Annotated in this window: 19 protein-coding genes and 1 pseudogene; 12 read left to right on the plus strand and 8 right to left on the minus strand. The window is 74.8% G+C overall.

The genetic code is table 11. The features are described 5' to 3' along the window. Window positions 1-286 precede the first annotated feature (286 nt). The gene (locus tag AC067J_RS17515) at window positions 287-790 is read right to left on the minus strand and encodes a beta-class carbonic anhydrase (RefSeq protein WP_478300040.1); all 504 of its coding nucleotides are present in this window, start codon (window positions 788-790) and stop codon (window positions 287-289) included. Between the two features lie 446 nt (window positions 791-1,236). Between AC067J_RS17515 and AC067J_RS17520 the strand changes: the two genes are divergently transcribed. From AC067J_RS17520 to AC067J_RS17530, 3 genes are all read left to right on the plus strand, one after another. Next, complete coding sequence (locus AC067J_RS17520; protein WP_478300042.1) at window positions 1,237-1,590, plus strand: VOC family protein; 354 nt, start codon at window positions 1,237-1,239, stop codon at window positions 1,588-1,590. A 104-nt stretch (window positions 1,591-1,694) separates the two neighbouring features. Next, a complete protein-coding gene (locus tag AC067J_RS17525; protein WP_478300044.1) occupies window positions 1,695-2,201 on the plus strand; it encodes a tetratricopeptide repeat protein in 507 nt (168 codons plus the stop codon). Window positions 2,202-2,264: 63 nt separating this feature from the next. Then, complete coding sequence (locus AC067J_RS17530; protein ID WP_478300045.1) at window positions 2,265-3,314, plus strand: HD domain-containing protein; 1,050 nt, start codon at window positions 2,265-2,267, stop codon at window positions 3,312-3,314. Window positions 3,315-3,429: 115 nt separating this feature from the next. Here the strand turns inward: AC067J_RS17530 and AC067J_RS17535 are convergent, their stop codons facing one another. The 5 genes from AC067J_RS17535 to AC067J_RS17555 form a co-directional block, all read right to left on the minus strand. After that, a complete protein-coding gene (locus AC067J_RS17535; RefSeq protein WP_478300047.1) occupies window positions 3,430-4,203 on the minus strand; it encodes a maleylpyruvate isomerase family mycothiol-dependent enzyme in 774 nt (257 codons plus the stop codon). Window positions 4,204-4,567: 364 nt separating this feature from the next. After that, the gene (locus AC067J_RS17540) at window positions 4,568-5,824 is read right to left on the minus strand and encodes an MFS transporter (protein WP_478300049.1); all 1,257 of its coding nucleotides are present in this window, start codon (window positions 5,822-5,824) and stop codon (window positions 4,568-4,570) included. Window positions 5,825-6,088: 264 nt separating this feature from the next. Continuing rightward, complete coding sequence (locus AC067J_RS17545) at window positions 6,089-7,204, minus strand: MerR family transcriptional regulator (protein WP_478300051.1); 1,116 nt, start codon at window positions 7,202-7,204, stop codon at window positions 6,089-6,091. A 335-nt stretch (window positions 7,205-7,539) separates the two neighbouring features. Further along, window positions 7,540-8,403, minus strand: coding sequence for a hypothetical protein (locus tag AC067J_RS17550; RefSeq protein ID WP_478300052.1), 864 nt, complete (start codon window positions 8,401-8,403; stop codon window positions 7,540-7,542). A 170-nt stretch (window positions 8,404-8,573) separates the two neighbouring features. Next, a complete protein-coding gene (locus tag AC067J_RS17555) occupies window positions 8,574-9,728 on the minus strand; it encodes a serine hydrolase domain-containing protein (protein WP_478300054.1) in 1,155 nt (384 codons plus the stop codon). Window positions 9,729-9,876: 148 nt separating this feature from the next. Here AC067J_RS17555 and AC067J_RS17560 point away from each other — a divergent pair, with 148 nt between their 5' ends. After that, on the plus strand, window positions 9,877-11,661 hold the full coding sequence (locus tag AC067J_RS17560; protein ID WP_478300056.1) for a serine/threonine-protein kinase: 1,785 nt from the start codon (window positions 9,877-9,879) through the stop codon (window positions 11,659-11,661). 34 nt (window positions 11,662-11,695) lie between these two features. On the opposite strand, the gene AC067J_RS17565 is transcribed toward AC067J_RS17560, so the two are convergent. Further along, entirely contained in the window at window positions 11,696-12,400 is a 705-nt protein-coding gene (locus tag AC067J_RS17565; RefSeq protein WP_478300111.1) for a TetR/AcrR family transcriptional regulator, read from the minus strand. Window positions 12,401-12,639: 239 nt separating this feature from the next. On the opposite strand from AC067J_RS17565, the gene AC067J_RS17570 reads away from it, so the two are divergent. From AC067J_RS17570 to AC067J_RS17590, 5 genes and pseudogenes are all read left to right on the plus strand, one after another. After that, complete coding sequence (locus tag AC067J_RS17570; RefSeq protein ID WP_478300057.1) at window positions 12,640-13,692, plus strand: ATP-binding cassette domain-containing protein; 1,053 nt, start codon at window positions 12,640-12,642, stop codon at window positions 13,690-13,692. Beyond that, entirely contained in the window at window positions 13,692-14,579 is an 888-nt protein-coding gene (locus AC067J_RS17575) for an ABC transporter permease (protein WP_478300059.1), read from the plus strand. The genes AC067J_RS17570 and AC067J_RS17575 overlap by 1 nt, the downstream gene beginning before the upstream one ends. Window positions 14,580-14,668: 89 nt before the next feature. Then, window positions 14,669-15,655 (plus strand): aldo/keto reductase, encoded by a 987-nt coding sequence (locus AC067J_RS17580; protein ID WP_478300061.1) that lies wholly within the window; start codon window positions 14,669-14,671, stop codon window positions 15,653-15,655. A gap of 197 nt (window positions 15,656-15,852) precedes the next feature. After that, the gene (locus AC067J_RS17585) at window positions 15,853-16,455 is read left to right on the plus strand and encodes a TetR/AcrR family transcriptional regulator (RefSeq protein ID WP_478300063.1); all 603 of its coding nucleotides are present in this window, start codon (window positions 15,853-15,855) and stop codon (window positions 16,453-16,455) included. Between the two features lie 115 nt (window positions 16,456-16,570). Beyond that, a pseudogene (locus tag AC067J_RS17590) lies at window positions 16,571-17,068 on the plus strand (DUF4188 domain-containing protein); the annotation flags it as partial. 231 nt (window positions 17,069-17,299) lie between these two features. Here the strand turns inward: AC067J_RS17590 and AC067J_RS17595 are convergent. Then, entirely contained in the window at window positions 17,300-18,157 is an 858-nt protein-coding gene (locus tag AC067J_RS17595; RefSeq protein ID WP_478300065.1) for an SCO6745 family protein, read from the minus strand. A 516-nt stretch (window positions 18,158-18,673) separates the two neighbouring features. On the opposite strand from AC067J_RS17595, the gene rpe reads away from it, so the two are divergent. From rpe to AC067J_RS17610, 3 genes are all read left to right on the plus strand, one after another. Continuing rightward, window positions 18,674-19,357 (plus strand): ribulose-phosphate 3-epimerase, encoded by a 684-nt coding sequence (gene rpe / locus AC067J_RS17600; RefSeq protein ID WP_478300067.1) that lies wholly within the window; start codon window positions 18,674-18,676, stop codon window positions 19,355-19,357. A gap of 193 nt (window positions 19,358-19,550) precedes the next feature. Continuing rightward, window positions 19,551-20,732, plus strand: coding sequence for an alpha/beta hydrolase (locus tag AC067J_RS17605; RefSeq protein ID WP_478300069.1), 1,182 nt, complete (start codon window positions 19,551-19,553; stop codon window positions 20,730-20,732). 210 nt (window positions 20,733-20,942) lie between these two features. Then, window positions 20,943-21,517 (plus strand): pirin family protein (locus AC067J_RS17610; RefSeq protein WP_478300071.1); only part of this gene is annotated, 575 nt, incomplete at its 3' end.

Below are 21,517 nucleotides of genomic sequence, written 5' to 3' on the forward strand. Positions count from 1 at the left end.
CGGACGCGGCGGGGGACGGCGGCGGACGGCGGCGGACGGTTGGGGGAGGCGGGGGCGGTGGGGGAAGGCTGGGAACGGCTGGGGGCACCGCTGCTCACCGCGGGCCGCGCCCGTGCAGGGCTCACCGCTTCGGGGAGGTGAGCCCTGCACGGGCGGTCCGGTCAGGTGGTCGGAATCCCGCCAGGCCGCCCGGCGGCGGACTCGGCGGGAGGAACGGCGCCGGGGGCGTCTGCCGTTCCGCGGAACGGTCCGGCGGCGGCCTGCGGACCGGCGGGGGCGGGGCGCCCTACAGCACGACCTCGTCGAGCTTGCCGGTGGCCACGTCGAAGACGAAGCCGCGCACCGCCTCCGTCTTCGGGACGAACGGGCTGTTCCTGATCCGGGCGACCGACTGCCGCACGTCCGTCTCCAGATCGGCGAAGGCCTCGGCGGCCCACGGCGGTTTGACGCCGGTCTCCTCGCGGATCGACTCGCGGAACGCGTCGTCCCCGAAGGTCAGCATCCCGCAGTCGGTGTGGTGGATGAGGATGATCTCCTCGGTGCCGAGCAGCCGCTGGCTGATGGCCAGTGAGCGGATCGCGTCGTCGGTCGCCACACCGCCCGCGTTGCGGATCACGTGCGAGTCGCCCTCGTTCAGTCCGAGGACGCCGTAGACGTTCAACCGGGCGTCCATGCAGGCGAGTACGGCGGTCCGACGGGCCGGGGGCAGCGGCAGGGGACCCTCGAAGCCGGCGGCGTAGGCGGCGTTGTTGTGGAGGTAGTGCTCGGTGGCGGAGCTGAATGCGGACACGGCTGTCCCCTTGGGGAAGGAAGGTGAACGGGAGGACGGGCACCGACGGGCGGAGGCGTACGGGCCTCGACGCCCGGACCGTGCGGCCGGCGGGAGCGGGCGCGGTCAGCGGCCGGCGGGACAGCCCGCGCCGGCGATGTAGCCGTAGTCCACGTGACGACGGCGGACAAGGTCGGTCATACCGCGACGGTAGTGCGCCGAACGGGCACGGCGCCAGGAGAATGCCCAAACCCCACCCGAACGAGGGGAGTTCGCCGTTCCGCCGGGGAGCACCCGCCGGGCCGCGCGTCCCCACCCCCGCGGACGGTCCGTGACGGCCGCGCGGTCCCTGCCCGACCGGGGCCGGGGCGCGAAGCCGGCGAAGGCGTGGGGTCGGCGACGGCGTGGAGCGGCGGGTCACGGTGTGGTGCCGGGGCCGCCCACCCTCCCCCTGGCAGGATGGCGGCATGGAACGTGTGCTTGGCATCGGTGGATACTTCCTGCGGGCCGCTGACCCGGACTCCCTGGGCGCGTGGTACCGCGACTGCCTGGGCCTCGACGCGGACGAGAACGGCCTGTGGAGTCAGGAAGCCGGGCCGACGGTGTTCGCGGCGTTCGAGTCCGGGACGGACTACTTCGGCCCCCGTTCCCAGCAGACCATGCTCAACTTCCGCGTCCGCGACCTCGACGCGATGCTCGCGCAGCTGCGCGCGAAGGGGGCCGACGTGGCCGAGGAGAAGCAGGAGATGGAGGGCGTCGGCCGGTTCGGCTGGGTCACCGACCCCGAGGGCAACCGGATCGAGCTGTGGCAGCCCGCCTGACCGGCCAGGACCGGTGAGGACTGCCCGCCGCCGGCGAGCAGTGCCCGCCGCCGTCCACCCGGCCGGTGTTGCGGTCGGGGTGACGCCGTGGCAGCGTGCGGCGAATGGACGACGAGCAGCGGGCGACGGCGGTAACGGCCCTGGCACAGGCGGTACGGCTCCGGGAGGAGGGCACCCGGGAGGCGTGCGAGCAGCTGATCCGCCTGTCGGACCGCCACCCGCAGGACGCCGCGATCGCCTACCAGGCGGCATGGGCGCACGACTCCCTCGGCCTGGAGGCCGAGGCCGTGCCCTGCTACGAACGGGCGCTGGCCGGCTCCGGCCTGTCCGAGACCGAGCGCCACGGAGCGCTGCTGGGACTCGGCAGCACCTACCGGGTGCTGGGCCGCTACGAGTCGTCGCTGGCGACACTGCGCCGCGGCCTGGCGGAGTTCCCCGGGGACGCCGCCCTCCGCACCTTCCTGGCGATGGCGCTGTACAACGTCGGCGAGTCCCGCGAAGCGGTGCGGACGCTGCTCCAGGTGACGGGGGAGACCAGCGCGGACCCCGGTGTGCAGAAGTACCGCCGGGCGGTCGAGTACTACGCCGACCACCTGGACGAGACGCAGTAGGCAGGCGCCGCTCTGGTGACAAATCGGCTGCCGGAGAACGGCGTTCGCCGTAGGGTCACCCGGATGACCGGTCGAACTGATCCGAACCCACCGCAGGATGCCGGAGACGGCGCCGCATCACCCGTCCCGACCAACGTCGTGGGCCTGTCCCCGGTGTTCACCGACCCGTTGTGGCGGATCGCCGTCCGCCTGAACCCGGTGGAAGCGGCCCTGCTCCGCACCGAACCGCTGCGGCGCCTGCACTTCGTGGCGCACGGCGGCGCCTCGACGATCAGCACCCTGCAGTCGTACTCCAGACTCGAACACACCCTCGGAGCGCTCGCGCTGGTCGCGCACTTCCACCCCGAGGACGAACTCCTGCGGGTCGCCGCCCTGTTGCACGACATCGGCCACCTGCCCCTCAGCCACACCTTCGAGGGCCTCGCAGGCCTCGACCACCACGCGATCGGCCTGCAACTGCTGCGGACCGACCCGATCCGTCCCGTGCTGGAGGAACACGGGATCGGCGCCGAGGCCGTCGCCGCCGAACTCGGCCCGCAGTCGTCCTCGCCGCTCACCAACCGCAGCGGCCTGCTGAACCTCGACCACCTCGACTCCTACGTGCGCAGCGGGCGTGCGGCCGGGCGCCTCGACACCGATCCGGCCGCGATGCTGGGCCGGCTCCGCCTCAAGGACGCGGCGGTGTCGACCGACCGCGGGACCGCCGCGTCACTCGTCGGCCTGATCCGCGCGGAGGCCCGGCTGCACACCTCGTGGGACAACGTGGGTCCGGTCTCGGTGGTCCGCCGCCTGGCCCGCCGGCTGCTCGACGGCACGACCCTCGCCCCGGCCCGGCTCGCCCGGCTGACCGACGCTCAGCTGTGGGCCGCCTTCGACTCCTGCGCGGACACGCGGGCGGAGAGCGCCATGATCCGGTACGAGCCGCACCGGTTGAGGGTCACGCCCGGCGGCGCTCCCGGGGACGACGCCGGGTGGGAGTTCTCGCTGCGCAAGATCTACAGTTCCGCGCCGCTGGTGGACGGGCAGCGGATCGAGCACTCCGCGCCCGAACTCGCCGCCGAGCTGGACGCCCTGGGATCACTGCCCACCACGTTCCACGTCCGGTGGGACTGAGGCATCCACAGGGCCGTGGCGGCAGGCCCGCGGCCGCGCTATGTCCGCGACCACGGGCCCGGTTGTGCCCGCTGGAGCGCGAGCACGACCGACAGAAGCGTCACAGGTGAGCGTCCTACGCGTTCGGGTCCCACTCCGCGAGCCGCTCCATCGGCTCGGTGTCGCCGGTGAGCTCCAGGCAGTAGAGCGGGGTGCGGTCGTAGAAGTAGAGGACCAGTTCGCTCGCTGCGCCTCGTATCACCAGGACGCCCGGCTCCGCGTCGGCGGCGAGGTCGTCGCAGCGGACGCCGTCGGCGTCGAGGGTCAGGCGCCAGGAGCGGCCCTCGGTCGCGTGCAGGTCGATGGTCGCCGGCTTGAACGGCCAGGGGACGCTCGTCGCCGAGACGGTCGTCAGGAACTCGTCGACGCCCTCGACCGCGACGTCCGTCGGCAGCGGCTCCGCGGCGCCCAGGATGAGCTGGACGTCGTAGGTGTGGACGGCGATCTCCTGGATCTGGTGCCGGGCCAGGGCTCCGCTGGTCTCCGGGGCCTGCGAGCGGCCCCACCAGGTCCAGCAGCCGCGGTCCGGGCCGGCCTCGCGCAGCGCGTCGAGCATGAGCTCGGTCGACTCGGCGAGCCAGGCGTCCAGGGCTTCGCGGTCGCGGGGCGCGGTCGGGGCACCCTTCGGGCTCGTCTTCGCCGGGGGCTCGGCTCCCGGGCCCGCCGCGACGATGGCGGCCTGGCGGCGGCGGCCGTCGCCGAGGTGCTGCACCAGCTCGCGCAGCGTCCAGTCCGGGCAGGTCGGTACCTGGACGTCGAGGTCGGGGGCGGACGCGATCGCGGCGCGGAACGCGGCCGAGCGGTCTTCGATCAGCCGCAGGACCTCGGGAAACTCCAAAATGTTTTGCACGTCGGTTGTGTATCACGGCGCTCCGACCGCCGGGTAGCGAATTATGTCGGACGAACGCGTCCGACGGCCGGGCGGAGTGCCGCCGCGTCAGAGCAGCAGCGACGCAACACCGGCTGGAGCGGACCGGCCGCTACTGGGCCGTCATGGTGTACGAGTTGCAGGTGTACGTCGACTCGGTGGCGCCCGCCGGTGCCGGGTCGGAGCGGCCGGCGTGGCCCCCGGCTGCGACCGCTGTCTGACCGCGGCCTGGCCGCTGCGTGGCCGCGGCCGGATGCGGCTGGTACTCCGGTAGGACTTCGGTGTCGTGCCTTTCGGAGGCTCCGCGACCGGCATCAAGTACCGCTCCGAGGAAGCCTGTTGAGGATCAGGCCAGATCGCGCATGTGGCGGATGGGGCTGGTCAGGAGGATGGCGGGGCTCGCCACGGAGGCCAGGGCGAGCAGGAGGAGTGCCGTGCGGGGGCCGAAGGCCGAGGCGGCGGCGCCGGCGGCGAGGGCGCCGACCGGGATGGTGCTCCAGGAGACGAAGCGCGCGGTGGCCGTCACCCGGGACAGCAGCTCCGGCGGGGTCCGGGTCTGGCGGTGGGTGCGGGTGACGACGGCGGTGACCACGACGCCGCCGTAGAAGCCGGCGCTGCCGAGGGCGAAGACCGGCATCGTCCAGCCGGACCCGGCCAGGGGCAGGAAGAAGGTGAAGGCGCCGGCGACGACCGCCGACCGGCACAGCGCACGCCCGCTGCCGATCCGGGCCACCAGGCGGGGGGTGAGGGAGGCGCCGATGACGCTGCCGACGCCGCCGGCGGTCATCAGGGCGCCGACCACGGCGGCCGGGGCTTCGAGGGTGCGGACCAGGAAGACCGGGGTGAGCGTCATCAGCCCGCCGTAGACGACGTTCACGGCGGTGGCGCCGGCGACGCACGGCCTGATCACCGGATGCCGGGCGACGAACTGCCAGCCCTCGCGGATCTGCTCGCGGAAGCCGGGGCGCCGGGAGGCGAACGCCGACGGTCCCGGCTGTTCGGCAGGGGGCAGGCTGCGCAGCAGTGCGGCCGAGGCGAGGTAGCTGACCGAGTCCAGCAGCATCGCCGCCGCGCCGCCCACGAGTTGCACCAGTACACCGCCCAACGACGGCCCCGCCAACTCGGTCGCGGCCACGCTGCCGGAGATCAGGCTGTTGCGGGAGGTGAGCTGCTCCTTGGCGACGACCGAGGGCAGGAAGGTCGAGTTGCCCACGTCGAAGAGGACGTTCGCGAGGCCGACCAGCAGCGCCACGACGATCAGCTGGGCGAGCCCGAGCACCCCGAGGGCCGCCGCGAGCGGCACCGAGGCGACGGCGGCGCAGCGGAGCAGGTCCATCGTGACCTGGAGGCCGCGCAGCGGCAGCCGCTGGACGAGGACGCCGGCGGGCAGTCCGAGCAGCAGCCAGGCGACGTAGGCGGCGGCCGTGATCAGACCGACCTGGACCGCCGACGCGTGCAGGGTGACCACGGCGATCAGCGGCAGTGCCACCACCGTCACCTGGTCGCCGAGGCGGCTGACCGTGGAGGCGGTCCAGTAGCGCCAGAACACCCCCGCGCGGTCGCCCCGTAGCGCCGTCGCTTCCGCCTCTGCCGTCTCTGTCATCTCTGCCGTCTCTGTCGCCTCTACCGTCTCTGCCGTTCGTGTCGGCACGCCCACCCCTTCGCAGGTCGGTCTCTCTCGGGAACTCGCATGGTCGGCGGCTGTGCGGACACGGGGCAGCGGCGGACGCCGACGGCGGTCCGGACGCCTGCGGCCGCGTTGCCTGTTCGGAGGCCGGGTGGTGAGCCCGGTGTGCGCGGTGTGCGCGGTGGGTCGGTCCCCGGCGGGAGCGTGAGCGGTCTTCTCGACGTTCTCGCGTACGGCGGTTCAGGCCACGAGGAGGCGCAGGCCGAGCTCCGCCGTGTCGAGGGCGACGAGGTCGCGGTTGCGATCGGCCCAGCGGCCGGAGGAGAGGTCGTCGCGGAGCATCGTCACCGCCCGCTGTTCGGCCTGCGGCCCGACCCTGGTCCAGACGGACACCGCACGGCGCACGTGTTCGTCCAGGTACGCCTCGGGGCGGCGCCAGTAGGCCTCGAAGAAGCCGTCGGCGCAGTCCCACGGGATGAGCACCGGCTCCGCGCGGCCGCCGATCGCGCGGGTCATGTCGGCGAGTGAGGGCCAGCCGACGAGGAGGTCGGCGAATTCGGGCAGGTAGTCGCGGGTGAGCCAGAACCGCTGGAGCCAACCGGTCGTACTGGCGTCGTACGTGAACACCACCACGCGCCGGGCCACCCGCTTGAGCTCGCGCAGCCCGGCGATCGGGTCCGGCCAGTGGTGGACGGTGCTGACCGCCATCGCGGCGTCGAAGGACCGGTCGGCGAAGGGCAGGCGCTCCGCGGTGGCGGCCACGCACGGGGCCGCGCCCGCGGGACGCTGCGCCCGCATGACCGCCGACGGCTCCACCGCCGTGACCTCGCGGTCCGGGGGTTCGTAGGAGCCGGTGCCGGCCCCGACGTTCAGGACCGTCCGGGCGTCCCCGAGCGCTTCCCAGATCCTCGCGGCGATCCGCGGCTCGGTGCGCCGCGTCGCCGGGTAGGCGGATCCGATGGTTTCGTACAACTGAGCGCCGAACACCTTGAGTTGTTCCTCCGGCGTGGTCCTGATCCCCATGGCCCGTGCCGTCAGTTCCCGGTCTATGGCCGTGAGCGTCGCGGCGGCGCGGTCGCGCTGTTCGACGAGCAGGCCGCGCAGCCGGTGGAGGTGCGCGACCGCGTCGGTGTTCGGGTCGTCGACCAGGTCCGCGATCTCGCGCAGCCCGAAGCCCAGCCGCCGGTAGGCGAGCACCTCGCGCAGCCGCTCCACGTCCTCGGGCGAGTAGGCCCGGTACCCGGACGCGGTTCGCGCGGACGGGTGCACGAGGCCGATCTCGTCGTAGTGATGCAGTGTGCGGACGCTCACGCCCGCCAGCTCGGCCACGCGTCCCACGATCAGGTGCTCTTCCACGCCGCCGACAATGCAGCATCACGCCACGTGAGGGTCAAGTGACACCGGCCCGGCGCGGCGGTCGAGCCGGGCTTTCTCCCGCTCCGACAGCGGTGCCAGCGGCGCCGGCGGCACCGGGCCGGTGTCGTCGTGGCGGGTGATGGGTCGTCCGGATCGGGCCACGAGCCGACCGTCACCGGTCGGTCCTGCGGACTCGCCGCCGTCGGGGACCGGAACCGTGATGCCCGAACACGACGGAGCCGGCGGGCGGCCTGTCAGGACCGGCCGGACGGCTCCCGGTGGGACCGGGACTGCTCGGGGCCGTTCCGGGCCGTTCGGGGCCGGCCCGGGACGCGTCACGGCCGGTCGTCGGCCGGCCGGGGGCCGAGCCTGCGGCGCAGGACGGGCCCGACGAGTTCGGCGACGCCCGGTTTGTACCGGCTGCGGTCGGCCCAGACGAGCAGGCCGAGCGCCGTGTGGTCGTCCGACGGCCCCGCGGAGGCGGCGGCCACCGGGTCCAGCCCGTCCAGAAGGCGGCGGACCAGCTCGCCCTCGCCGAACTCCGCCTCCATCGGCCGGGTCAGCCGCCCGAGCCAGCCCAGCAGGCGCGAGGCCCGCTCGGCCGGATCCGGGTGGTGCGCGGCCAGTGTCGCCCGCAGGTCCTCGACCTGCTCGGGCGGCAGCTTCGCGGCGTCCGACCCGGACACCCCGGTCAGCGCCGGCCAGAGGCACTCAGGCACCCGGCGGGTCGCGAGCAGGGCCGAGGCGTGCGGGCCGCGCCCCGCCCGGCGGAACTGCGGGCGGCCCGGGCGGCCCTCCACCAGGCCGAGACTCTCGGCGAGCGGCCCGGCGAACCGGGTCAGTCCGAGCGAGAAGCCGTGGCGGGCGAGCAGCAGGGCCGGGGCGAGCGGATCCGCCAGGACCAGGTCGTCCCGGAAGCGCTGCCGCTCCCACGAGAGCCGGTCGGTACCGTGCAGGGTGGCCCGGCCGAGCGGTTCGTCGTCGGCGCCCTGCAGGCTCAGCGTCAGGCTGCCGGGGCACCGGCAGATGTCGCCCTGGAACGCGCCCGTGCTCGTGGCGGTGCGCAGCTCGGAGAGCTGCTCGCGCGTGTCGATCAGCGCGAGCGGCTCCCGTTCCTCGGCCGGCGGCCCGTACTCCCCGCCGGCCAGGACCAGGACCGACCTCGTCCGCGGCCAGACCTCGTCCAGCCAGCTCTCCACCTGTCCGCGCACTCCGTGGACCCCCGGCCCGGATCGAGGGTGCGCTCCACTGGCGACCCGACGCGCCAAGCTACCGCCGACGGCGGCCCGGGGCGACGGGGTTTCGGTGGGGTGCTGAGGGGCTCAGGTGAGGTGCGACGGAAGGGAGGGGGGAGGAGGGCCTCCGGACGTCAGGCGGCGCCGAGGGAGGTGCGGACGGCGTCGGTCAGGCGGTCGGCGCGGGCGTCGCCGTAGCCGATCATGCGGTTGGAGAGGTACGCGAAGCCGATGCCGAACTCGTCGTCACCGAAGGCGAACTGGCCGCCCGAGCCCTCGTTGCCGAAGCTGCGCCCGCCGAGCATCGGGCGGGCCGCGTCCGAGCCCAGTACCACGCCGGAGCCCCAGCGGGAGCCCGAGTCGAAGCCCAGGAAGCTCTCGCCGGACGACACTTCGCGCAGCGCGTCGGTCACCGTCCCGGGGGAGAGGAGACGGCCCGGCCCGCCCTCGATCCCTGTGACGGCCGCCGCGTACACGCCCGCCAGGCCGGTCGCCGAGGCGACGGCACCCGCCCCGGGCAGTTCGAGCCGGTGCACGGCCGGGTCGTTCCAGCCGTGCGGCTGGTCCAGGCCGGGGAAGGCCAGCGCGCCGTTCATCGTCGCGATGCGCGTCAGCAGGTGCTCCGGGCCCGGCATCGGGGGGCGGCCCTCGGCCTCCGACAGTCGGGCCAGGCGAGGCAGTTCGTCCTCCGGCAGGCCGAGCCAGACGTCCAGCCCGCCGAACGGCTCGGCGACCGCCTCGCGGAAGAACCGGCTCGGGACCAGGCCGGTGATCCGGCGGATCACCTCGCCGACCACGAAGCCGAACGTGTGGCCGTGGTACTCGTACGCGGCGCCCGGCTCCCAGAGCGGCTCCTGCTCCTCGATCGCGCGGACGACGGGCGTCCAGGCGGCGATCTCCTCGAAGGAGAGCACGGCGTCCAGCACCGGGATGCCGGCCCGGTGGCCGAGCACCGACCGGGTGGTGACCGCCTCCTTGCCGTGGCGCGCGAACCCGGGCCAGTAGCGGGCGATCGGCGCGTCGAGGTCGAGCCGGCCCTGCTGGGCGAGCAGGTGGGCGCAGACCGCGACCAGGCCCTTGGCGCAGGAGAACACCGGGACGACGGTGTCCGCCTGCCAGGCCCGCCCGGTGCGCTCGTCCGCGACCCCGCCCCACAGCTCGACGACCTTCCGGCCGTCCGCGAAGACCGTGACCGCGGAGCCGAGCTCGGGGAAGTCGGCGTGGTTGCGGGCGAAGGCGTCGGCGACGGCGCCGAACCTCTCGTCGGCCCAGCCGTGGAGGCGCTGCATGGTGATTCGTCCTGTTCGTGGGAGGGGCACGGGCCGGCCGTGGCGATGATCTTCGGCCGGGTCACGGTATGCGCTACCGGGTGGCGAGCGGAAACGATTTGACGACGCGAAGCCAAGGGGGAGCGCCGGTGACGCTAGGGTGACCTCCGTGACAGGGGTGAACGGGGCACTGGTCGGGGGTCGCTACCAGCTGCGGGAGTTGATCGGCCAGGGCGGCATGGGGCGGGTCTGGCGCGGTTGGGACACCACCCTGGGGCGCGACGTCGCCGTGAAGGAGGTGCTGCTCCCGCAGGGCGTCACCGAGGCGGAACGCGAGCAGCTCGTCCAGCGCGTGCTGCGCGAGGCGCGGGCCGCCGCGCGGCTCAACCACCCCGGGATCATCACCGTGCACGACGTCGTCGAGCACGAGGGCACGCCGGTGATCGTGATGGAGTTCGTCACCGGTGTCTCGCTGGCCGCCGCGATCTCCCGGGACGGCGCGCTGCCCGTGGAGCGGGTCGCCGTGATCGGCGCGGCCATGGTCAAGGCGCTCCGGCAGGCCCACGCGGCCGGCATCGTCCACCGCGACCTCAAGCCGGACAACGTCCTGCTCATGGACGACCGGGTCATCCTCACCGACTTCGGCATCGCGCACATGGCGGATGCCACCACGGCGCTCACCCGCACCGGCGCGGTGATCGGCACGCCGGCCTACATGGCCCCCGAGCAGCTGGAGGGGAAGCCGCCGGCGCCCGCCAACGACCTGTGGTCGCTCGGTACGACGCTGTACGCGGCGGTCGAGGGCGAGACGCCGTTCAGCGGGGAGACGTTCGGGGCGCTGTGCGTCGCCGTGGTCACCAAGGAGCCGCGCCCGCCGCTGCGGGCCGCCGGGCTGGCACCGCTGCTGGGCGCGCTGCTGGCCAAGGACCCGGCGCGGCGGCCGACGGCGGAGCAGGCGCTCGCCGCGCTGGAGGCGGTGGTGCGGACGGGCGTGGTGACGGGGCCGGTGCGGCCGGCGGAGGCGTCGACGCCGACGGCCGCGGACGGGGAACCGTCGGCGGGCGGCGGGTGGCAGTCCGCGGTGGCCGGCGGGGCGTGGGTGCCGGGGCAGGCGGCCGCAGCTCCGGGGGCGGCCCACGGGGCGGTTGCCGGAGCGGCCCAGCCGTTCGGGGGAGGCGTCGGGAGCGCCGGGGGTGCCGGGAGCGCCGGGGGTGTCCAGGCGCCGACCGGGGCCTTCGGAGCTTCCGAGGGCGGGTTCGGCGGGTCGGGTTCGGGCGGTTACGGCGGCGGCTACGGGGCGCCGGGCGGCTACGGTGCCGGGCCCGAGGGCGGCTACGGTCCGCAGGGTGGCTACGGTCCGCAGGGCGGCTACGGCACACCTCAGCCGGGCTACGGGGTACCCGTTGCGGGCTACGGCACGCCGCCGGGCTACGGGGCACCGGCCGAGGGCTACCCGCCCCTGGCCCCGGGCGGCCACGGCACGCCCGTTCCCGTCACCGCGGCCCCGGCATCGGCTCCGGCCCCCACGGCGGCTCCGGCCCCCGCGGCCCGGCAGGCGCCGCACCCGGCGTCGGCGATGCTGGTGCGCTTCATCGGTTGCATGGCACTGATCTGGATCACCGGGTCGACCCTGCCCTGGAACTACCTCGACCGGATGGACCAGGACTTCGTGCCGATCGCCCTCGGCATCACGGCGGCGCTCGCCCTCGTGCACGCGGTGCCGCGCCCGCGCTGGCATCCGATGGCCGTCTGGGCGGTGGCCGTCGTCGCCGACGTGGGGCTCTGGTTCCTGACCGGCTCCCTGCTGGAGGCCTGGTTCGGCTACTGGGAGACCGGCTTCGGCAGCCTCCCGTGGCAGATCGCCGTCAACATGCTGATCCTCGGCACCGGCGCCTGGCTGCTCTGGCTGGTCGTCCCGGGGAGCCGTCAGGAGACGGCCCGCAGCCGGTCCTGACGGTCCTGACGGTCGTTCGGGCGGCGGGTGACCGTCACCGGCCGGCCACGGAGCCGGCCGCCCCGCCCTCCGGGGAGGCGAGTGCGGCCGTGATCACGCGGTCCAGCGCCCGCTCGAAGGTCGCGTCCGGATCGCTCGCCGGCGGCCCGGCGGTGGCGAACGCGGCCGCCAGGTGCGGGAACTCGCCGCTCCCGGCGGCGCGGGCGAGGTAACCCACCAGGTCCGCCTGCCACTTGGCGCCGGCCGCCGCCGTGCGCTCGTACTGCGCGTACTGGCAGACGAACCCGTTGAGCAGCGCCAGTGCCTCCATGCGCGTGCCGCCGTCCAGGCCGCTGGGCTCGGTGACGGCGAGGAAGTGGTCGGTGTAGCGCAGCGCGTTCGGGCCGAGGCCCGGGCGGGCGATCACCAGGGTGGGCAGCCAGGGGTGCCGGCGCAGCACGGCGAGCTGCTCGTGCCCGAGCCGGCGGAGGTCGGCGCGGCAGTCGCCGGTGGGGGCGAGGCCGCTGTAGTCGTACTCGCCGACGACGGCGTCGAGCATCAGGTCGAGCAGGTGCTCCTTCTTCGGCACGTAGTTGTAGAGCGACATGGTGCCCGCGCCGAGTGCGGCGGCCACCCGTCGCATGGAGACCGCGTCCAGGCCCTCGGCGTCCGCGATGGTGATCGCGGCGGCGGCGATCGACGCGCGGCTGTGGGCCGGGCGGGGGCCGCGGCCGGTGCGCTCGGGGCGCAGCCAGATCAGCTCCGGGGCCTCGACGGGTGCGGGCGTTCCGGGTGCGGGCGTTCGGGTGGCGGGGGTCCCGACGGCCGGCGTTCCGGTGGCGGGGGTCCCGGGCCGGTTGATCTCGGACGGGGGGTTGCTGGTCGGCACTGGTTGATCACCTCGGTTCCCCATCTTAGATACGTACGGCGTACGTAGTACGATGCGCTCGCACTCGCTTCTACGTACGCTGTACCTAATGAAGGGAAGAGGGCAGAGCCATGTCCGACACCAGCTGGAGCGCCGCCGTCGAGATGGCGGGCGTCGAGAAACGATTCGGCACCACCCGCGCCCTGCGCGGGCTCGACCTGACCGTCCCGGCCGGCACCGTCTGCGGCCTGCTCGGCCCCAACGGCGCCGGCAAGACCACCGCCGTCCGCGTCCTCGCCACCCTCGTCGCCCCCGACCGCGGCACCGCCCGCGTCGCCGGCCACGACGTGGTCCGCGAGCCCGAGGCCGTCCGCCGCAGCATCGGCCTGGCCGGCCAGCACGCGGCCGTCGACGAGGGCATCACCGGCCGCGACAACCTCCACCTCCTCGGCCGGCTGCACCACCTCGGCGCCCGCGCAGCCCGGGCCCGCGCCGACCGGCTCCTCGACGGCTTCGGCCTCGCCGAGGCCGCCGACCGGCTCGTCCGCACCTACTCCGGCGGCATGCGGCGCCGGCTCGACCTCGTCGCCAGCCTGGTCACCGCCCCGTCCGTGCTCTTCCTCGACGAACCCACCACCGGCCTCGACCCGCGCAGCCGCCAGCAGATCTGGGAGGCCGTGCGGGAGCTGGCGGACGGCGGCACCACCGTGCTGCTCACCACCCAGTACCTGGAGGAGGCCGACCGGCTCGCCGACACCGTTGTGGTCGTGGACCACGGCGCCGCCATCGCCACCGGCCCGCCCCCGCGGCTCAAGGCGGCGATCGGCAGCCGGGTCTCGGTCACCCTCGCGGACGCCGGGCAGCTCGGCCGGGCCGCCGTGGTGCTGGCGGCCCTCGCCGGGACCGGTGACGTGCGGGTGGACCACGCCGAACGGACCGTCGAGGCCGTCTCGCGCCCGGGCGTGGAGGTGCCGCTGCCCGGACTGGTGCGGGAGTTGGACGCGGTGGGGGTGGTGGCGCAGGACGTCGCGGTGCGTCCGCCGTCGCTCGACGACGTCTTCCTCGCGCTCACCGGAGGGGCCGGCGAGGATGCCGGTGGGGGCGCCGGCGAGGGTGCCGGCGCCGGCGGTGCCCGCAGGGCCGCCGGCGGGACCGCCGCCGGGGCGACGGGGCGGGCCGCCTGATGGCCGCCGCCGCGGCTCCGCCCGCCCTGCCCGCCGTGCCCGCCCCGGCGACCCCGTCCACCGCGGTCCGGCTGGTCTCCGACACCTGGTCGTCGATGCTCCGGGTCCTCCTCCACTACCGGCACTCGCCCGGGCTGTTGGCCGCCTCGCTCGCCGTTCCCGTGGTCATGGTGGTGGTCTTCGGGTACGTGTTCGGCAGCGCCATCGCGGTCCCGGCCTCCGCCGTCGACACCGCCGGCGCCGACCGGACCGCCGCCGCCACCGGCAACTACCGGGAGTTCCTGATGCCCGGCCTGTTCGCCATGGTGGCCGTCAACGGCATCATGCCCACCATGGTCGGCGCCGCCCGGGACGTCGGACGCGGCGTGACCGACCGGCTCCGCTCGATGCCCGTCTCCCGCACCGGCCTGCTGCTCGGTCAGACGCTCGCCGACCTGCTGGTCAGCGTGCTCGTCCTCGCGCTGCTGGCGGGCGTCGGGCTCCTCGCCGGCTGGCGGATCCGCGGCGGACTCGCGGACGCCGCCACGGCGTTCGGGCTGCTGCTGCTCTTCCGGTTCGCCATGACCTGGCTCGGCCAACTGCTCGGCCTAGCCGTCGGAAAGGAGGAGGCGGCCGGACAGCTCGCCGTCGCGGTCTTCCCGTTGGCGATGGTGACCAACGCCTTCGTGCCCACCGGCGGCATGCCCGGCTGGCTGCGCGCCGCCGCCGACTGGAACCCGATGAGCGCGGCGGTCCAGGCCTGCCGCGACCTCTTCGGCAACCCGTCCGCCCCCGGCTCCGCCTGGCCGATGCAGCACGCCACCCTGGCCACGCTGCTCTGGTGCGGGGCGCTGGTGGCGGTCTGCGGGCCGCTCGCCGTGAGGAGGTTCGCCACGCACGGCCGGTGACGGGCCGGTGTGCTGCACCTGCGGTACCCGGATGCCACGATACGAAATGTGCTGGACACCACAGCCGGTGCGTCGGAGGGTTGGGCCCCATGGAGTACACCCACCTCGGCCGCACCGGCCTCACCGTCTCCCGACTCTGCCTGGGCACCATGAACTTCGGCCCGCACACCGAGGAGACCGACGCCCATGTGATCATGGACAGCGCCCACGAACGGGGCATCAACTTCTTCGACACCGCCAACGGTTACGGGCGGGACGCCGAAGGAAACCACAAGGGCCGCACCGAGGAGATCATCGGTCGCTGGTTCGCCCAGGGCGGCGGACGCCGCGAGCGGACCGTGCTCGCCACCAAGGCCTACGCCCCGATGGGCGACTGGCCGAACGAGGGCCGGCTGTCCGCCCTCGCCGTCCGCCGCGCCGTCGAGGCCAGCCTGCGGCGCCTGAACACCGACCACATCGACCTGTTCCAGATGCACCACATCGACCGGGACACCCCCTGGGAGGAGATCTGGCAGGCGATGGAGGTCCTGGTCGCCCAGGGCAAGATCATCTACGTCGGCTCCAGCAACTTCGGCGGCTGGCACATCGCCCAGGCCCAGGAGGCCGCCCGCGCCCGCCACTTCCTCGGCCTGGTCAGCGAGCAGTCCCTCTACAACCTGCTCGACCGCACCATCGAACTGGAGGTCATCCCCGCCCTCCAGCACTACGGCCTCGGCCTGCTGCCCTGGTCCCCGCTCCGCAGCGGCGTCCTCGGCGGCGCCATCCGCAAGGAGCGCGAGGGCGGCCTCGTCCGCGGCGCCCTCCAGCACGCCGGCGAGATCCTCGGCGCCAACCGCGAACGCATCCAGGCCTACGAGGACCTCGCCGACGAGGTCGGCGAGCACCCCGCGGACCTCGCCCTCGCCTGGCTCCTGAGCCGCCCCGCCGTCACCGCCCCCATCGTCGGCCCCCGCACCCTGACCCACCTCGACGCCGCCGTCCACGCCCTCGACGTCAAGCTCGACGACGACCTCCTCGCCCGCCTCGACGAACTCTTCCCCGGCCACAAGCCGGCCCCGGAGGACTACGCCTGGTAGGACCGGTGGCCGGCCGCTGACCGCCGACCGCTGCCCTGTCGTCCCGTTGCCCCGTTACCCTGCCGTCCCGTTGCCCGCCGACACCCGAGAGCCGGTCGGTGTGCGGCGGGCTGCGGCGGGACGGGGTGGCGGGTGCCGCAGCCCGCCGCCCGGTGGCCGGTTGGACCGACCGGTGGGTAGCTGGTAGCACTGCGGACATGACGGAGAGGCCCGCAGGGCGGGGGAGTTACCACCACGGGGCGCTGCCCGAGGCGCTGGTCGGGGTGGCGTTCGAGCTGCTGGACGAGCAGGGCCAGGACAAGATCAGCATGCGTGAGGTGGCCCGGCGGGCCGGGGTGTCGGCCGGGGCGCCGTTCCGGCACTTCGCCGACCGGCAGGCGCTGTTGACGGCGGTGGCCGATCGGGTGCTGGTGGACTTCGAGCGCTGGCAGTGGACCGAGGTGGAGTCGAGCGAGGGGTCGGCGCTGCGTGCCATCGGGCTGGGCTTCGTCCGGTACGCGATCCGGTACCCGCACCGCTTCGAGCTGGTGCGTTCCCGGGTGTTCGCGCCGTCCCGGCATCCGGAGCTGCGGGAGCGGCTGTCCGGGCTGAACCAGGCGTACAGCGAGGTGATCGTCGCGGACCAGGAGGCCGGGAGGCTGCGGCCCGGTGATCCGGCGCTGGTCGGGCTGGCGGGGCAGGCGCTGGTGTACGGGCTGGCGCAGATGATCGCGGACGGGTACCTCCCGGTGGAGAAGGCGGAGGAGGTGGCCTCGCAGGTGCTGGACACCTTCGGGCGGGGAGTCGCCAACCGCCCCTGAACACAAGGCTCTTGTGCTTGCGCGGAGGGTTGACCGGGTCGGTGTGCGCTGATGTAATCACTGCTCACATGACGGCGGGCGACTGCGCCGACGGCGCAGGGAACCGGGGGCAGACGTGTTCGCGAAACCCACTCCGGGCTACACCACCGCGGCCGCGGCCGGGGACACCGTGGTCCTGCTCATCGGGATGCGGATCAACCGGTTCTGGGCCGTCCACCACTGGGGTCCGGTGATGCTGGCGATGTTCCGGATGCTCCACGAACTCGCCCGCGACCCGGGGCGGGGGCTGCGCGGGCGCATCATGCTGACCGCCTCGCCGCGCACGTACTACGTCGTCCAGTACTGGGAGTCGAAGGAGAGCCTGTACCGGTACGCGGCAGCGCCGGACGCCTTCCACCACAAGGCCTGGGGGATGCTCAACCGCAAGGTGAAGGCGGGCCGGGCGCGCGGGAACGTCGGCCTCTGGCACGAGACGTACGTCGTGCCGGAGGGGTCGTACGAGTCGATCTACTTCGACATGCCGCCCTTCGGGCTGGCGGGCGCCACCGGAGTGCTGCCGCTGGCGAGCCGGGGGCGGCGGGCCGCGGACCGGTTCGCCTTCCGGTCGGGGGCCGTCGGCGGGAAGGCGGCCGACGGGAAGGCCGCAGGAGGGAATGCAGCCGACGGGAAGGCCGCAGGTGGGAACGCGGCCGGTGCCCGCGATGGAGCGGCCGGGCCGGGGGACGCCGGGCCGGCGGGGGCCGGCCCCACGGGGGAGTAGGGGGGCAGCCGACCGCTGCCGGCGGCCGTCCGGCCACCACGCGGGCCCGTACCGCCCAGGCGGTACGGGCCCGAGCCGGTCGGGTCAGGCCGTCGCGGCCGGGAGTCCGATCGGGTTGATCGGGGGCAGTGCGGTGCGACAGAGCGTCGAGATCGGTTTGAGCGCGGCGACGAGCCGGTCGAGCTCCGCGCGCGGGTTGTTCTCCCAGACCCGGGCGGCGGCCAGGTCGGTGGCCGCCTCCAGCGCCTGGTGGCGGATCCGGCCGCACTCGGTGATGGTGCCGCGCTCGGTGATCCAGCCCCGTTCGATCAGCCGGGCGGAAGCCGCGTCCCACTCCTCGTCGGTCCAGCCGCGCAACGGCTGCAGCGCCTCGCGCCGCACGTCCAGGGCGCAGCGGACCACCAGGGCCTCGCAGCCGTCCAGCCCGGCGGAGACCAGGGCGGCGACGTGGCCGTCGCCGCGGTGCTCGCGCATCACGGTGGCGGCCTGCCAGAGCCGCCCGTACAGGCCGGTCGGGCGGGGCAGGGCGGCGTTGGCGGCGGCCAGGACCCGGCCGGCGCAGTCCAGCCTGTCGACGGCGGTCTCCAGCAGGTCGGCCACCAGCTCGACCTGGGCCGGGTTCACGTGCTCCAGCAGCCGGGTCAGGGCCGCCGAGGCGCCGGCGGCGCGGGCGGCGAGCGCGGTGTCCGGGTCGGCGAGCTTCCAGATCGCCGGGAGGGCGCGTTCGATCGGCGCGGGCGCGAAGTTGAAGAACGCGGCGATCACCGGCGGCGCGTCCACCGCGCCCAGCGGGGCGGCGCGGCCGCCGAAGTAGCCGCGGGCGACGCCGTGGAGTCCGGCCGCCTCGAACGCGGCGCGGCCCTCGGGGGTGAAGTAGGTGACGGCGTGCACGGGCTCGAAGAGCCACCACAGGGCGCGGGCGGGGTGGACCAGATCGGCCAACGGAGGACCTTCCTCGGAGGGCGCGCAGGGAGCGCGGGGGAACGGGGAGGTACGGGGTGGTGCGGGCGGTACCGGTGGTGCGGGCAGTGCAGGCGGCGTGGTGCGGTGTGGGGTACGGCGTGGTGCGGGCGGTGCGGTACGGCGGTCGCGGGTGCGGGTTTCGGTCGCGGTTTCGGTTGCGGGTTCGGGTGTGGGGTGGGGCCGGTGAGGGCACCGGTGCAGGTGCCGCACCGTACGGGGCTTGTCGTACAAGGCTGATGACCACGGCGGCGGTCACGATAACCCCGTCGGGGGTGTGATGAGGGTCACGGGGAGGTCTCGGTGGTGACCTCCCGGCGACGGAGCGCGAGATGATGGGGCGAGGCGCCCGGCTCCGGGTGCCCGGATCCTCGCAGGACGACCCTCACGGCCGGCCCGCGCGGGACGGCCCGCGCAGGACGCCCACCCGGGCGGCCCCGACCGGGCGGCCCGCGCAGAACGGCCCTCGCACGAAGGCAAGAAGAGGTAGCAGGCCCCATGGCGCAGATCAACCCCAGCATCCTGTCCGCGGACTTCGCCCGGCTCGCCGAGGAGGCCGAGGCCGTCAGGGGCTCGGACTGGCTGCACGTCGACGTGATGGACAACCACTTCGTGCCCAACCTGACGCTGGGCGTGCCGATCGTCGAGTCGCTCGCCCGGGCCACCGACATCCCGCTCGACTGCCACCTGATGATCGAGGACCCGGACCGCTGGGCCCCGCAGTACGTGGAGGCCGGGGCCGGTTCGGTCACCTTCCACGCCGAGGCGGCCGCCGCGCCGGTCCGGCTCGCCCGCGAGATCCGGGCCAAGGGCGCCCGCGCCTCGATGGCCCTCAAGCCGGCCACGCCGATCGAGCCGTACGAGGACCTGCTGCCCGAGCTGGACATGCTGCTGATCATGACCGTCGAGCCGGGCTTCGGCGGCCAGGCGTTCCTCGACATCATGCTGCCGAAGATCCGCCGCACCCGGGAGCTCATCGCCAAGCACGGTCTGGAGCTGTGGCTCCAGGTGGACGGCGGCGTGTCCGCGAGCACCATCGAGCGCTGCGCCGAGGCCGGGGCGGACGTCTTCGTGGCGGGCTCGGCGGTGTACGGCGCCGAGGACCCGGCCGCGGCGGTCGCCAAGCTCCGCGCGCTCGCGGACGGGGCGACCTCGGACGCCTGGTGGGCCTGCACGCACTGAGTGCATCGGGGGCCGGCGCGGCGGGGAGCCTCCTCGGCGGCCGGCCCGCGGGCCGCCGACCTGCCGGTTTCCGACCGTTCTCCACCACTCTCCACCACTTCTCCCCCTCCTCTTGACGGCTTGCGACCGGATCGGTGCGAACCGGCACGGCCACTCGACGTACAGTGCTGGCTGACTGTCGGAGGGGAGAACCGTGGACCTGGACCACCAGGGGAGTGGACGGACCGGAACGAGCGCCATGGCCGCCGTACCGCCGCCGCCGTCCTCGCCGCCCACCGTCGGCGCCGACGCGCCGCCCCCGGGAGCCGGAGACCCGCCCGCGGGCGCTCCGGGGCTGCCGGGTACGGCCGGGGCGCAGGGCGGGTCCGAGGCACAGGGCGGGGCCGGGCTGCCGGGTGTCTCCCGGCTGCTGGGACGGCGCGGGCTGCTGAGGGCGGGCCTGGGGCTCGGAGGCCTCGCCGTCGTCGGCACCGGCGCGGCGCTGGCACTCTCCGGCGACGGCTCCGAGCCTGGCTCCGCCGACGGCCCGTCGGGCATCCCGGGCGCCTCGGGCTCCCCGGGCTCCCCGGGCTCCCCCGGATCGGGAACCGCGTCCGGCGGGCCCGGCACCCCCTCGGCGACGGCCACCCCGGCCGGGCCGGCCGTCGTCCCCTCGCTCCGCAACGAGGAGCAGCGGTCCGCGGCCCGCAACGGCGCCACCGTGAAGATGATCACGATCGTGCCGCAGGGCCCCACCGTCCCGCCCGCCGCCGAACTGCCGGTCTGCGTCGCCCTGCACGGGCGCGGCGCCACCGCCCAGGCGTGGACCGACCTCGGGCTGCCGCAGGTCCTGGTCTCCGCCATCGCGGCCGGCGTCCCCCCGTTCGCCGTGGTCGCCCTCGACGGCGGCGACGCCACGTACTGGCGGCGCACGCCGTCCGGCGACGACCCGCAGCGGATGCTGCTCGAAGAGCTCCCCGGCTGGCTCGCCGCCCGGGGGCTGCGCGTGCCCGGCGCCGCGATGGGCATCTCGATGGGCGGCTTCGGCTCGCTGCGCTACGCCCGCAACCGGGGCGCGGGCTTCGGCCCGGTGGCCGCGCTCAGCCCGGCGCTGTTCCGCACCTGGGGCGACGCCCGGGCGGTCGGCGTCTTCAAGGACGAGGCCGACTGGCGCGAGCACGAGCCGCTGCTCCACCAGGACCAGCCGCACGGCCGCCCGATCGGCGTCTGGTGCGGCACCGAGGACCCGTTCTGCGACGCCGCCCGCAAGCTGGTCGGCGACACCGTCCAGGCCCGCTTCACCTCGGGGGCGCACGACGCCGCGTACTGGCGCCGGATCCTCCCGGACGTGGTCTCCTTCGTCGGGAACGCCCTGACGAACCGCGCCACCGGCTGACGGTCGGCGCGCCGGCCGCCCGTGCCGCCCGGAGCCCGGTCCGTCCATCCGTCCGTCCGTCCGGGTGGAGGATCACCCGGTCCTGGTGGAGGATCGTTCCCGACGACCCAGGGCCGGGCGAACCGGGCACCCGGACCCGCCGCCGCCCGGCCCTCCGGGCCCTCCCAGCGCGCCCGGCCCTCCCGACCCGTACGGTGGTGGATCCGCGACATGAGCAACCTCGATCTCAAGCCCGCCCCGACCAGCTGCGGCGGCGAGGCCGGCTCCGGCCCGGTGCGGGACCTCCTACCGGCCCGCGAAGTGGCGCTGGGCGAGAGCACCGTGGTGCGCCGGCTGCTGCCGAGCCTGGGCCGCCGGATGGTCGGCGCGTGGTGCTTCGTGGACCACTACGGGCCGGACGACATCGCCGACGAGCCGGGCATGCAGGTCCCGCCGCACCCGCACATGGGGCTGCAGACCGTCAGCTGGCTGCACCAGGGCGAGGTCCTGCACCGCGACAGCCTGGGCAGCCTGCAGACCGTCCGGCCCCGCGAACTCGGGCTGATGACCTCCGGCCGGGCGATCTCCCACTCCGAGGAGTCCCCCCGCCCGCACGCCCGCCACCTCCACGGAGCCCAGCTCTGGGTCGCCCTGCCCGACGCCCACCGCCACACCGACCCCGCCTTCGAACACCACCCCGACCTGCCCCGTGTCACCGCCCCCGGCCTCGACGCCACCGTCATCCTCGGCACCCTCGACACCGCCACCTCGCCCGGCACCACCCACACACCCCTCGTCGGCGCCGA

The sequence above is a fragment of the Kitasatospora sp. NPDC042419 genome, from assembly GCF_056437345.1.

What these genes read in the sequence shown, in the direction of transcription:
- AC067J_RS17540 (WP_478300049.1), bottom strand. Translation starts at nt 5,824, where the DNA reads ATGACAGAGACGGCAGAGGCGGAAGCGACGGCGCTACGGGGCGACCGC.
- AC067J_RS17530 (WP_478300045.1), top strand. Translation starts at nt 2,265, where the DNA reads ATGACCGGTCGAACTGATCCGAACCCACCGCAGGATGCCGGAGACGGC.
- AC067J_RS17580 (WP_478300061.1), top strand. Translation starts at nt 14,669, where the DNA reads ATGGAGTACACCCACCTCGGCCGCACCGGCCTCACCGTCTCCCGACTC.
- AC067J_RS17555 (WP_478300054.1), bottom strand. Translation starts at nt 9,728, where the DNA reads ATGCAGCGCCTCCACGGCTGGGCCGACGAGAGGTTCGGCGCCGTCGCC.
- rpe (WP_478300067.1), top strand. Translation starts at nt 18,674, where the DNA reads ATGGCGCAGATCAACCCCAGCATCCTGTCCGCGGACTTCGCCCGGCTC.
- AC067J_RS17520 (WP_478300042.1), top strand. Translation starts at nt 1,237, where the DNA reads ATGGAACGTGTGCTTGGCATCGGTGGATACTTCCTGCGGGCCGCTGAC.
- AC067J_RS17585 (WP_478300063.1), top strand. Translation starts at nt 15,853, where the DNA reads ATGACGGAGAGGCCCGCAGGGCGGGGGAGTTACCACCACGGGGCGCTG.
- AC067J_RS17570 (WP_478300057.1), top strand. Translation starts at nt 12,640, where the DNA reads ATGTCCGACACCAGCTGGAGCGCCGCCGTCGAGATGGCGGGCGTCGAG.
- AC067J_RS17575 (WP_478300059.1), top strand. Translation starts at nt 13,692, where the DNA reads ATGGCCGCCGCCGCGGCTCCGCCCGCCCTGCCCGCCGTGCCCGCCCCG.
- AC067J_RS17525 (WP_478300044.1), top strand. Translation starts at nt 1,695, where the DNA reads ATGGACGACGAGCAGCGGGCGACGGCGGTAACGGCCCTGGCACAGGCG.